Source organism: Pseudomonas sp. Z1-12 (assembly GCF_051132015.1).
In the GTDB taxonomy this organism is placed as follows: Bacteria; Pseudomonadota; Gammaproteobacteria; order Pseudomonadales; family Pseudomonadaceae; genus Aquipseudomonas; species Aquipseudomonas zanjanensis.
Map to the genome: position 1 here is coordinate 511,010 of NZ_CP071647.1, position 11,722 is coordinate 522,731.

An 11,722-nucleotide genomic window follows, 5' to 3' on the forward strand; every position below is an offset into this window, starting at 1 on the left:
TCTGCAGCTTGTCTGTCTTTTCAAACGTGCGAGGCGCACCGAATGGCCAATTCCGACCAGCAATCGAGCATGAAGATTTACATGCGATTGCTAAAGTACGTACTCCCGTATTGGGGCGCTTTCGCCGTCAGTATCGTTGGCTTCGTGTTGTTCGCATCCAGCCAGCCGATGCTGGCGGACATGCTCAAGCATTTTCTCGACGCACTGCAAAAGCCCAATGACACCCAGTTCATGGGTGTGTCGCTGGTACTGGGGGTGCCGCTGCTAATCGTGCTGATCGCGGTCTACCAGGGTATCGGTTCTTTCCTGGGCAACTACTACCTTGCCAAGGTCGCCCGGGGTGTGGTCCATGACCTGCGTTGCGCGTTGTTCGACAACCTGCTGACCTTGCCCAACCGCTACTTCGACAACCACAACTCCGGTCACCTGATTTCCCGCATTACCTACAACGTGACCATGGTCACCGGCGCCGCCACCGATGCCATCAAGGTCGTCATCCGAGAGGGGTTGACCGTGGTGTTCCTGTTCGGCTATCTGCTCTACAGCAACTGGAAAATGACCCTGGTGTTGCTGGCGATCCTGCCGGTCATCGCCCTGCTGGTGAGCAGCGCGAGCAAGAAATTCCGCAAGCAAAGCAAGAAAATCCAAGTGGCGATGGGCGATGTGACCCATGTGGCCTCGGAAACCATCCAGGGTTACCGCGTGGTGCGCAGCTTCGGTGGCGAAGGCTATGAGATCGAACGGTTCCACAAGGCCAGTGCCGATAACATGAACCGCAGCCTGGGCATGACGCGCACCCAGTCGATCTACACGCCGATGCTGCAACTGGTGATCTACATCGGCATGGCCGTGTTGATGTACCTGGTGCTTTACCTGCGTGGCGATGCCTCGGCAGGTGAGCTGGTGGCCTATATCACCGCCGCCGGCTTGCTACCCAAGCCTATCCGCCAGTTGTCGGAAGTCAGCGCCACGATCCAGAAAGGGCTTGCCGCGGCGGAGAGCATTTTCGAGCAACTCGACGAAGAGCCTGAAGTCGATACGGGTACCCAGGAGATGGCCCGGGTCAATGGTCGACTGGAGGTGCGCAACCTGAGCTTCCAGTACCCAGGCACGGAAAAACTCGTGCTCGACGATATCTCCTTTACCGCCGAAGAGGGCCAGATGATCGCCCTGGTAGGGCGCTCGGGCAGCGGCAAGTCGACCCTTGCCAACCTCATCCCGCGTTTCTATCACCACGACAAGGGGCAGATACTGCTCGATGGCGTGGATGTCGAGCAATACCGGCTGAACAACCTGCGTCGACACATTGCCTTGGTAAACCAGCAGGTCACGCTGTTCAACGACAGCGTGACGAACAACATTGCCTATGGCGATCTCGCCGGTGCACCGTTCGAAGATGTCCGCAGGGCGGCCGAAGATGCCTACGCCGCCGAATTCATCGAGCAGATGCCGCAGGGCTACGACACGCTGGTGGGCGAGAACGGCGTGCTGCTTTCCGGTGGTCAGCGCCAGCGCCTGGCGATTGCCAGGGCGTTGCTCAAGAACGCTCCGCTGTTGATCCTCGATGAGGCGACATCGGCCCTGGACACGGAGTCCGAGCGCCACATCCAGGCTGCCCTGGACCAGGTGATGAAAGGACGCACCACGCTCGTCATTGCCCACCGGTTGTCGACGATCGAAAAAGCCGACCTGATCCTGCTGATGGACAAGGGCCGTATCGTCGAGCGCGGCACCCACGCCGAGCTGTTGGCGCTGAATGGCTTCTATGCACGCCTGCACGAAAAGGATTTCGTCGAGGGCGCCGATGAGCCGGCGAAGGAGTCCTTCGTTTGATCCTGAGTTACTGGCGGGCCTGGCGAGAAAGCGGTTGGACCCCGATAGACGCAGCGACTTATGCCCAAGCCTGGCATCAGTTCGGCGGCAGCGTGGCGACACACCCCGATGTGGTCGAGCGCCTGGCCGGGCTGGTGGGTATTCCGGTGCGCTACCTGGGATGGCTCGTCGATGGCCAACTGCGCGCCGCCATGCCCACCTGGGGGCGGCATGTGGCGCTATCCAAGGATGTGCTCAAGCGTGAGGGCAAGCGTGGCATGCTCGACCTGGGCAATGCCGAGGTCATCCTGCCGGTCAGCCAAGGCGCCCAGGTTCGCCTGCGGCACCGCGTGCGGTATGTGTCCGAACTCAATGCACCGCACGTCACTGGCCTCGTCGAGCAACCGGAAGGCCTGGCGCTGGCGCGCGAGCCAGAGGACTACAGCAAGAAGTTCCGCTACAACCAGCGCCGCGAACAGCGGCTGCTGGAAGACGCGGGAGGCAGTATCCGGCCCATGCTCGAACTGACCCCCGGCGAACAGGCCGCAGTGTATGCCGACCTGTTCCAGCGTCGCTGGAATTTCGAAGTCCCGGGCAAGACGCATCTGGCCGAGGTGTTCAGCCTGATGCGCGAATTCATGACCGGGTCGCTGATTTATCTGAATGACGAGCCGGTGGCGATCCAGATTCTGTATCGGGTCGAGGCGCCCGGCTGGTTCAGCCTGGAATATATCAATGGCGGGGTTGATCCGCAGAGCCGCGACTTCAGTCCGGGCAGCGTGCTCAGCTTCGTCAACACCCAGGCCGAGTGGGAACTCGCCCGGGCAGCGGGCAAGCCGCTGCGCTACTCGTTCGGCCGCGCCGATCGCGAATACAAGGATCGCTGGTGCAACCGGGTTCCGGTCTATCAGGTTTGAGGGAGCACACGCAGCCCATGAAAGAGAGAAGAGAACCGTGAGCGCACGCAAGCAGCAACTGCTCAAACGCCATCGTCAACGCAAGCGCCTGGTACTCGCTGGCGTGCTGCTGGCGGCGCTGGTGCTCGGCTTTACGGTTTCGTGGTGGTCGTTGCCGGTATTTCTCCTGCTGGGCTGGGTTGCCCACGAAGCCTGGTTCTCCGACCATCTGTTCTATGCCCCAGGGGACGATTATCGCTATGACTTCCCGCCAGGTACGCCTCGGTTTCCCGTCAGTTTGACGGGGGGGAAGCTGCAACTCACGGGTGAATTCGATGCCGGGCAGACGCTGATCTTGCAGGTACGGGTAAAAAGCCATTGGCTGGGACGCTTCCTCGACCCCCAAGTCTGGATTGGAGATGATCGCCAGGATCTCGAACGGGGCGTTTTCGGCGAGCGTTTTCTCAACCTGTCCGGACAAGGCTCGGCACTCGCGGATGGCACCCTGGCATTGCGCGGGCGTTTTTGCAGCATTGCCCCGCAGGCTACGTTGCATGTGCTGAGCAATCCGGATTTCGGCCAGCAGCGCCTGCTCATCGTCGCCCCCCACGCCGATGACGCCGAACTGGCTGCATTCGGGCTGTACAGCCGTGCCAGCGATGTGGCTATCGTGACGCTGACCCAAGGGGAAATCGAAGCCGAGCGCTATCGCGACATGGGCCTGGACCCCGCCGAGGCCGCTCGTCTCAAGGGGCGCTTGCGCAGTTGGGACAGCCTGGCCGTGCCGTTATGGGGAGGTGTGGCGCAACAGCAATGCGTGCAGCTGGGTTATTACTGCCTGCAGTTGGAAGCCATGGCGAAGGCACCGGACGAAGGCTTCGGCTCGCGGGAGTCGGGCGAGAGCGATATCCGCAAGGTCCGCAGGTTCAATGCCTTGAGCCTGCCGGGTGACAGTGATGGCTTGCCGACGTGGCGCAACCTGGTGGCCGACCTGGCACGTCTGCTCGAACATCACCGGCCCGAGGTGGTGTTGACGCCGCATCCCGAGCTGGACCCGCACAGCGATCATGTCGCCAGCACCCGAGCGCTGATGGAAGCGATCGAGCTCAGTGCCTGGCGGCCGCGGACCTTGCTGCTCTATGCCAATCATCTGCACGACAACGACCGCTGGCCGATGGGGCCGGCAGGCCATGGCATTGCGTTGCCGCCGGCCATCGAGCCCTTGCCGGCCGATGGGTTGTGGAGTCCGTCGTTGGACGCTTCCACCCGTATGGACAAGGCCATGGCCTTGGGCATGCAACATGACTTGCAGGGGCGTCCTCCGTTCAAGCGGCGTTTGCGCCGCGCCATCCAGCGCCTGCTGGCCGGGCGCCGCTGGCCGCGCACCGGAGAAGACGAGTTCTTCCGCAAGGCGGTCCGGCGGCATGAGCTTTTCTGGGTTCGGCGACTGCCCTCTCATCCGATTGCAGCCGTGGGCGAGCCTGTCTCAACCCTGTGCTAATATCGCGCCCCTGTTCATTTTGTATGTGGGATGCTCCATGAAGTTGTCCATGCCGCGATTCGATCAAGCCCCTGTATTGGTGGTCGGCGATGTCATGCTCGACCGCTACTGGCATGGCGGTACCTCACGGATTTCCCCTGAGGCGCCGGTACCGGTGGTCAAGGTCGAGCACATCGAGGACCGCCCCGGTGGTGCCGCCAACGTTGCCTTGAATATCGCTGCCCTCGGGGCGCCGGCGTCGCTGGTGGGCGTGACCGGTGACGACGAGGCCGCCGACAGCCTGACCAACAGCCTGAAGGGGGCGGGTGTACGCGCGATATTCCAGCGCGTTGCGCACCAGCCGACCATCGTCAAGCTGCGGGTCATGAGCCGTCACCAGCAACTGCTGCGCATCGATTTCGAAGAACCGTTCGCCACCGATCCGCTGGCCCTCGGTGCCGAGGTCGACAAGTTGCTCGAAGGCGTCAAGGTCCTGGTGTTGTCGGACTACGGCAAAGGCGCGTTGAAAAACCACCAGTCGCTGATCCAGGCCGCCCGTGCCCGTGGCATCCCGGTCCTGGCCGATCCCAAGGGCAAGGATTTTTCCATCTACCGGGGCGCCAGCCTGATCACGCCGAACCTCAGCGAGTTCGAAACCATCGTTGGTGGTTGCGTCGATGAACACGAATTGGTGAGCAAAGGCGCGCAGTTGATGCAAGACCTCGACCTCGGTGCCTTGCTGGTGACCCGTGGCGAGCACGGCATGACCTTGCTGCGCCCCGATCACCCGGCGCTGCACCTGCCGGCCCGTGCCCGTGAAGTGTTCGACGTAACGGGCGCCGGCGACACGGTGATTTCCACCCTGGCCGCGGCGATCGCTGCCGGCGAGGAATTGCCCCACGCGGTGGCCTTGGCGAACCTGGCGGCAGGCATTGTCGTCGGCAAGCTTGGCACGGCCGCCATCAGCGCCCCTGAGCTGCGTCGCGCCATCCAGCGCGAGGAAGGCTCCGAGCGCGGCGTGCTGGGCCTTGAGCAATTGCTACTGGCGGTGGACGACGCCCGCGCCCATAACGAAAGCATTGTCTTCACCAACGGTTGCTTCGACATCCTGCACGCCGGCCACGTGACCTACCTCGAGCAGGCCCGGGCCCAGGGCGATCGCCTGATCGTCGCGGTCAATGACGATGCCTCCGTCAGCCGTCTCAAAGGACCCGGGCGTCCGATCAACAGCGTTGACCGGCGCATGGCGGTCCTGGCTGGCCTGGGCGCGGTGGACTGGGTGATCAGTTTCAGCGAGGGCACGCCGGAAAACCTGCTGCGCCAGGTCAAGCCGGATGTGCTGGTCAAGGGCGGTGACTACGGGATCGATCAGGTCGTGGGCGCGGACATCGTCACGGCCTACGGCGGTACCGTGAAAGTGTTGGGGCTGGTGGAAAACAGCTCGACGACGGCGATTGTGGAAAAAATCCGCAATAACTGAACCTATGTACTATAGCCAGCTCGCTTTTTGTGGCGAGGGAGCTTGCTCCCGCTGGGTTGCGCAGCAACCTCATTTATGGGCGCTGCGCACCCAAGCGGGAGCAAGCTCCCTCGCCACAAAAGCGCTCTGAGTCGTGTGGTTTCTAACGAGCCACCTTGCGCGGCACGATCTTCTTGAGCAACTGCCGGGCCTTACCCTTGAGTCGGGTCAGGCCCGACTCCTTGCCCGGTGGCGTCAGCCCTTGCTGGCGCAGCCAGTCCTTCCAGCGAATCCGCTCGTCGCGCACCAGCCAGCCGTCCTGCCGGGCGAAGCTTTCCGCCAGGTACAGGCCACGGGTGCTGGCCGGGTGCAGCTGATCCTTTTTCAAGGTGTACAGCTCGGGCAAGGGCTGCCCGTCCTGCAGGGGCATCAGGTACAGGTCCGGGCGCTTGCGGTCCAGACGGGCCACCAGTTGGTCACCTTCCAAGCGTTCATCGACGTGAAACAGGCTCAGGGACTTGGCTTCCTTGGGCACATCCAGGCGCAAGTCATAAATCAATTGCAGCGATGCCGTCGGCAGGTGCACGTAGGCCCGTGGCCGCTCGATCAGCTGCAGGTTGGCGCTGCGCACCGGGCGGGCCGAGCCCGACAGCGGCGTCAGGCGAAACGGCAAGGCTTCGCGGTAATGCAGGGCCGTGGCGTAGGGGGCCGGCAGCCAGGTGTCGTTGAAGCGTCCACCCAGCCAGCCTTCAGGGGTTTCCAGCAGGCACTCTTCGGCAATTTCGCTGATGGCGGTGAGCAGCGGCAGGTTCAGTTCGTGGGCCGGGACATAGCCGGAAATCAGCTTGAGCACCACGTCGCCGCGATCCTGTCGACGCTGGCGCACCAACACCCAATAATCGCGGTTCTGCCAATGCAGCGTCAGGCGTACCGAGACGCCCAGGTTGGCCAGCTCCAGGGAAAAACGCTCGGCATCGGCCACCGCGACAGGGCGGCGACGCTGCAAGGTCTGGGCGAAATTCAGCGGCATCCCGACACTCTGGTAAGTCAGGCCTTCGGGGGTCGCTTCGACGAACAGGGGCAGGGTCTTGAAGTTGCTTGGGTTCTTTCTGATGAGCGTACGCGGCATGTCGGCTCCTTCCTTCAGGCCGCGTAGGGCGGCGTCAGTGTTTACGCAGGACCGTGGCGACGGTCGCGACGTTGTGGGCGAGGTGCAGCGGATTGATGGTGCCGACAATAGCACTGGCGACCCCAGGATGCTCAAACAACAGTTCGAAACTGGCGCGAACCGGGTCTACCCCGGGGCTCAGGCAGACGTGGCCGCTGGCCAGGGCTTTTTTCACCAGGATCGCTTTGCCGTGTGTGCTGGCGTAGTCAATGACAGCCTTTTCGTTTTGTTCGTTCAGATTGTAGGTGACCATCGCGCAATCGCCTTGCTCCAAGGCTTTGAGGCCGCCGTCGACGGTCTTGCCGGAAAAACCGAAACCGCCGATCTTGCCCTCGCGCTTGAGCGCCGCCAGCGTCGGGTAGACCTCGCTGTCGTTGAGGATCGCCAGATCGTTGCCGTCGGAATGCACCAGGACCAGGTCGATATAGTCGGTTTCCAGGCGCTTGAGGCTGCGCTCCACCGAGAATCGGGTATGGGCGGCGCTGAAGTCATGGCGCGACTGGCCGTCACTGAATTCTTCGCCGACCTTGCTCACAATCACCCAGTCCTGGCGTTGGCCGCGCAGCAGCGGGCCAAGGCGTTCTTCACTGCGGCCGTAAGCCGGCGCGGTGTCGATCAGGTTGATGCCCAGGTCACGCGCCAGTTTGAGCAACATGCGCGCTTCGTTGTCATCGGGAATCTGAAACCCGTTGGGGTATTTGACGCCCTGGTCGCGGCCCAGCTTGACGGTGCCCAGGCCCAGGGGGGACACCCGCGGGCCGTTATGGCCGAGGGGGCGATAGAGATCATGCAGGGTCGCTTGGATCATGGCAGCAGTTGCTCCCAGGCAGGTACGCCCATGGGCGGCTTCGGCAGGTCCGGCAGCGGGGCCGGGTGACTGGGTTGGATGCCATCGCGTTGCAGCGCGTTGAACACCCGATCGGCGAAGTCCGGGGCCAGGGCCAGTTTGGTCGGCCAGCCCACCAACAGGCGTTCCTGCTCGGCGAGGAAGGCATTATCCGGGCGGGTCAGGCCTGATTGCAGCGGTTCGGCGCGGTCAACCCGTAGCGTGGCCCATTGCGCGGTGCTGAGGTCGACCCAGGGCAACAGTTGGCCGAGTTCTTTCTGGGCGGCGGCGATTTGTGCCGCGGGCTCGCGGGCGACGGCATCGCCTTCGGCAAGGTCGCCCCCCAGGTACCAGACCCATTGGCCATCGGCGGCGGGATGGGTGGTCACGGTGACGCGTGGCTTCGGTCCGCCGCCCAGGCAATGGGCGTAAAGCGGCTTGAGGTTCGGTCCCTTGACCAGGACCATGTGCAACGGCCGCGTCTGCATGGCCGGCTTGTCCAGGCCCAGGGCCTTGAGCAGGTCGGCGGTGCCAGCGCCCGCGCTGAGGATAATGCGCTGGGCACGGATCTCGCGGTCGTCGACCTTCAGCCCGACCAGCTCACCGGCTTCGCGCAGTGGCTCGATGCGCTGCCCGGCCAACAGGCTGTCGCCGGCCAGTTCCGCCAGGCGCGCGATCAGGCTGGGCACGTCCACCACCAGTTCGGCCAGGCGATAGACCTTGCCCTTGAAGCGCTTGTCTTGCAGGGCCGGCGGCAGTTGATCGCCCTTGACCTGGTCGACCCGTCCGCGCACGGCCTTGCTGGCGAAGAAACTGGTGAGGTTGCCGGCCAGGGTGCCGGGAGACCAGAGGTAATGGGCATCGGACAGCATGCGTACGCCGGACAGGTCCAGCTCGCCTTCACCTTTCAGGGCTTCGCGCCAGCGGCGCGGCATGTCGGCGATGGCTTCCGAGGCCCCGGTCAGGGCACCATGCAACGCGTACTTGGCGCCGCCATGGATGATGCCCTGGGATTTGACACTCTGCCCGCCGCCGAGGCTGGCGCTTTCCACCAGCACGGTCGAGAACCCCTGGCGACGCAGGCGGGCGTTCAGCCAGAGGCCGGCGACGCCTGCGCCGACAATCAGAATGTCGGTGGAAATAACGGATGGCATGAGCGACCTCAGTGTTCAAGACAAGGGCGCAGTATACAGACTCGCTGCGCAGGGCATTTGTTGGCGATCAACGTCGGCCACATGGGAGCAACGCTTTTGTGGCGAGGGAGCTTGCTCCCGCTGGATCGCGCAGCGGTCCCAAGCTTTTTGGGGCTGCTGCGCAGCCCAGCGGGAGCAAGCTCCCTCGCCACAAGTGTGTTCCAACTCAATGGCAGTGTTTTCAGTGCCCAGCAGTCTTGGAAAAGAGTTGGATCACGACAACCCCAAGAACAATCAACGCCATCCCCAGCATCGCTGGCACGTCCAGTTTTTGCCCGTAGACGAACAGCGCCGCCACGCTGACCATGACGATTCCCAGTCCGGCCCAGACTGCATAAGCCACGCCCACCGGTACGGTGCGCACCACCAGCGTCAGCATCCAGAACGCAGTGCCGTAGCCGACGATGACCAGCAGCAAGGGCAGCGGTGTGCTCAGGCCCTTGATCGCTTTCATCGAAACGGTGGCGATCACTTCGGCGCAGATGGCAATGGCCAGGTAGTAGTAGGCGTTCATGGGCGATTCCTCTTTGACGGTTGCGTCTTTCGATGTGGCCATTCTAGAGATCGATCAGATGCGGTAAAGTCATTACCTATCTGTGTATGAGATAGGTTGAGCCATGAACGTGCAGTGGAACCTGGAGCAATTGCGGTTGTTTGCCGAAGTTGCCGAGAAACGTTCGTTTTCCGCGGTGGCCCGGGACCAGCGCAAGGCGCAATCGGCCATCAGCAGTGCGATCGCCTTGTTGGAGGATGACTTGGGGGTGAGCCTGTTCGACCGCAGCAGCGGTCGCCAGCCTAAACTCACCGATGCGGGCGTGGCGCTGCTCGAGGAGGCCAGGGAAGTGCTGCGCCAGTGCGAGCGCCTCAATGGTCGCGCCCTGGCCTTGATGCGCGGGCAGGAGGCGTCGCTACGCCTGGCCCAGGACGAGGCCATGCCTTATCAGCCGGTCATCGACAGCCTGGCGGCCCTGGCCGAGCAATTCCCCACCCTCGAAGTGCAACTGGCCAGCGCCGCCCAGGGCGACGTGGCGCGCAAACTGGTGGAGCGGCGCGCCGACCTCGGCTTGCTGTTCTATCACGACCAGATCCCCGAGGCGCTGGAGCGCCGGGTGCTGGGCAGCGTCGAGATGGTCACGGTGTGTAGCCGGGGCCATCCTTTGGCGAACCACGCGTATGTGAGCTGCCGGGACATGGCCCGGCACCGCCAGTTACTGATGGCGACCCAATCGAGTGTCTATCCAGGTAGCGAGCAGGCCAGCCCGCAGGTGTGGCGGGCCGACAGTTTCTATGTGTTGGCCGAATGGCTGAGGAGTGGCCTGGGCTGGGCGTGGCTGCCACGGCATGTTGTGCAATACCCGGCGTACCTGGGAGATATGATCGAGCTCAACAGCGAATGGACCCCGCCGGCCCTGGTGGTGGAACTGGTCTGGCGCCGCGATGAACCCCTGGGCCCGGCCGCTCGTTGGCTGGCGGAACGTTTTGCCGTGCAGTTGCAGGCGATCGGCTGAAAAACCGATAAACTCCGCCGCCATGAACAGAACTCTCTATAGCGCGTTGTTTTATCTGGGGCTGCCACTGGTAGCGATTCGGCTGTGGCTGCGGGCCCGCAAGGCGCCGGCTTATGCCCGGCGCATTGGCGAGCGGTTCTCCTGGGGGCTGCCGGTCATGGTCCCGGGGGGCATCTGGGTGCACGCGGTGTCGGTGGGCGAGAGCATTGCCGCCGCGCCGATGATCCGCGCCTTGCTGCAACGTTATCCACAGCTGCCAATCACTGTCACTTGCATGACGCCCACCGGATCGGAGCGGATCCGGGCGCTGTTCACCAACGAGCCGCGCATCCAGCATTGCTATCTGCCTTATGACTTGCCGTGTGCGGCCGAGCGTTTTCTCGACCGGGTGCACCCGTCCCTGGCGGTGATCATGGAAACCGAGCTGTGGCCCAATCACATTCACCAATGCGTCCGGCGCGGCATTCCCGTGGCCCTGGCCAACGCGCGGTTATCCGAGCGTTCGGCGCGGGGTTATGCCCGCTTTCCCAAGCTCACCCGGCCGATGCTCGCCGAGATGAGCCTGTTCGCCGTACAGACCGAAGCCGAAGCCGAGCGTTTTCGCCAATTGGGGGCTCGGGCGGAAACCGTCGAGGTCACCGGCTCGATCAAGTTCGACCTGACCATCGATCCGCAGTTGCTCGAAAGTGCCAGTGCCTTGCGCCGTGAGTGGCACGCGGTGGACCGCCCGGTGTGGATCGCCGCCAGCACCCATGAGGGGGAGGACGAAGTGGTACTGGCCGCCCATCGTCGGCTGCTCGACAGTTATCCCGATGCGTTGCTGATCCTGGTGCCCCGTCACCCCGAGCGCTTCGACTCAGTGCATCAACTGTGTGTAAGCGAGGGTCTGGTCACGGTGCGGCGCTCCGGTGGGCAACCGGTTACCGCCCAGGCTTCGGTGTTGCTCGGCGACACCATGGGCGAACTGCTGTTTCTCTATGCGTTGGCCGACAGCGCGTTTGTCGGTGGCAGCCTGGTGCCCAATGGCGGGCACAACCTGCTCGAACCGGCGGCCCTGGCAAAACCGGTGCTCAGTGGGCCGCACCTGTTCAACTTCCTCGAAATCGCCGCGCAACTGCGTGCCGCCGGTGCGCTGGCGGAAGTGGAGGATGCCGAAAGCCTGGCCCTGGCGGTCCAGCGCCTGTTCGAACTGCCCCGGGACGCCCAGCGCATGGCCGAGGCGGGGCTTGCGGTGATGCGCCGCAATCAGGGCGCGTTGCAGCGGTTGCTGGAGGGGTTGGGGCGGTTGCTCGACTGAGCTGTTGTGGCGAGGGAGCTTGCTCCCGCTCGGCTGCGAAGCAGCCGCTAACCGGTCATCACGATTCTGACTGCCAGGGCGCG

Annotated in this window: 10 protein-coding genes; 6 read left to right on the forward strand and 4 right to left on the reverse strand. The window is 63.5% G+C overall.

The genetic code is table 11. The features are described from left to right. Nucleotides 1–42 precede the first annotated feature (42 nt). From msbA to hldE, 4 genes are read left to right on the forward strand one after another with little or no spacing between them, the layout of a single operon-like run. A complete protein-coding gene (gene msbA, locus J3P85_RS02220) occupies nt 43–1,833 on the forward strand; it encodes a lipid A export permease/ATP-binding protein MsbA (protein ID WP_434704752.1) in 1,791 nt (596 codons plus the stop codon). Beyond that, nucleotides 1,833–2,729, forward strand: coding sequence for a GNAT family N-acetyltransferase (locus tag J3P85_RS02225; protein ID WP_186729502.1), 897 nt, complete (start codon nt 1,833–1,835; stop codon nt 2,727–2,729). Before msbA ends, J3P85_RS02225 begins: the two co-directional genes overlap by 1 nt. A gap of 37 nt (nt 2,730–2,766) precedes the next feature. Beyond that, on the forward strand, nt 2,767–4,209 hold the full coding sequence (locus J3P85_RS02230) for a PIG-L deacetylase family protein (RefSeq protein ID WP_434704753.1): 1,443 nt from the start codon (nt 2,767–2,769) through the stop codon (nt 4,207–4,209). A gap of 37 nt (nt 4,210–4,246) precedes the next feature. Next, nucleotides 4,247–5,668 carry a bifunctional D-glycero-beta-D-manno-heptose-7-phosphate kinase/D-glycero-beta-D-manno-heptose 1-phosphate adenylyltransferase HldE gene (gene hldE, locus J3P85_RS02235; RefSeq protein ID WP_186708047.1) on the forward strand — a complete coding sequence of 474 codons (1,422 nt, stop codon included), beginning with the start codon at nt 4,247–4,249 and terminating at the stop codon, nt 5,666–5,668. Nucleotides 5,669–5,810: 142 nt separating this feature from the next. Here hldE and J3P85_RS02240 read toward each other — a convergent pair whose 3' ends face one another. The 4 genes from J3P85_RS02240 to J3P85_RS02255 all read right to left on the reverse strand — a co-directional run bounded on the left by J3P85_RS02240 (nt 5,811) and on the right by J3P85_RS02255 (nt 9,348). Further along, complete coding sequence (locus J3P85_RS02240) at nt 5,811–6,776, reverse strand: hypothetical protein (protein ID WP_053117832.1); 966 nt, start codon at nt 6,774–6,776, stop codon at nt 5,811–5,813. Nucleotides 6,777–6,810: 34 nt separating this feature from the next. Next, complete coding sequence (locus J3P85_RS02245) at nt 6,811–7,623, reverse strand: aldo/keto reductase (protein WP_434704754.1); 813 nt, start codon at nt 7,621–7,623, stop codon at nt 6,811–6,813. Continuing rightward, nucleotides 7,620–8,795 carry an NAD(P)/FAD-dependent oxidoreductase gene (locus tag J3P85_RS02250; protein ID WP_434704755.1) on the reverse strand — a complete coding sequence of 392 codons (1,176 nt, stop codon included), beginning with the start codon at nt 8,793–8,795 and terminating at the stop codon, nt 7,620–7,622. Before J3P85_RS02250 ends, J3P85_RS02245 begins: the two co-directional genes overlap by 4 nt. 220 nt (nt 8,796–9,015) lie before the next feature. Next, a complete protein-coding gene (locus J3P85_RS02255) occupies nt 9,016–9,348 on the reverse strand; it encodes a DMT family transporter (protein WP_434704756.1) in 333 nt (110 codons plus the stop codon). A 103-nt stretch (nt 9,349–9,451) separates the two neighbouring features. On the opposite strand from J3P85_RS02255, the gene J3P85_RS02260 reads away from it, so the two are divergent. Both J3P85_RS02260 and waaA read left to right on the forward strand, forming a co-directional pair. Continuing rightward, nucleotides 9,452–10,342: a LysR family transcriptional regulator gene (locus J3P85_RS02260; protein ID WP_186708041.1), complete on the forward strand. Its 891-nt coding sequence runs from the start codon at nt 9,452–9,454 to the stop codon at nt 10,340–10,342. A gap of 22 nt (nt 10,343–10,364) precedes the next feature. Then, a complete protein-coding gene (gene waaA, locus J3P85_RS02265; protein WP_434704757.1) occupies nt 10,365–11,639 on the forward strand; it encodes a lipid IV(A) 3-deoxy-D-manno-octulosonic acid transferase in 1,275 nt (424 codons plus the stop codon). Nucleotides 11,640–11,722: the final 83 nt, after the last annotated feature.

Excerpts from the sequence above, each read along its gene's own strand:
- J3P85_RS02250 (WP_434704755.1), bottom strand. The coding sequence starts at position 8,795 with ATGCCATCCGTTATTTCCACCGACATTCTGATTGTCGGCGCAGGCGTC.
- msbA (WP_434704752.1), top strand. The coding sequence starts at position 43 with ATGGCCAATTCCGACCAGCAATCGAGCATGAAGATTTACATGCGATTG.
- J3P85_RS02255 (WP_434704756.1), bottom strand. The coding sequence starts at position 9,348 with ATGAACGCCTACTACTACCTGGCCATTGCCATCTGCGCCGAAGTGATC.
- J3P85_RS02245 (WP_434704754.1), bottom strand. The coding sequence starts at position 7,623 with ATGATCCAAGCGACCCTGCATGATCTCTATCGCCCCCTCGGCCATAAC.
- waaA (WP_434704757.1), top strand. The coding sequence starts at position 10,365 with ATGAACAGAACTCTCTATAGCGCGTTGTTTTATCTGGGGCTGCCACTG.
- hldE (WP_186708047.1), top strand. The coding sequence starts at position 4,247 with ATGAAGTTGTCCATGCCGCGATTCGATCAAGCCCCTGTATTGGTGGTC.
- J3P85_RS02240 (WP_053117832.1), bottom strand. The coding sequence starts at position 6,776 with ATGCCGCGTACGCTCATCAGAAAGAACCCAAGCAACTTCAAGACCCTG.
- J3P85_RS02260 (WP_186708041.1), top strand. The coding sequence starts at position 9,452 with ATGAACGTGCAGTGGAACCTGGAGCAATTGCGGTTGTTTGCCGAAGTT.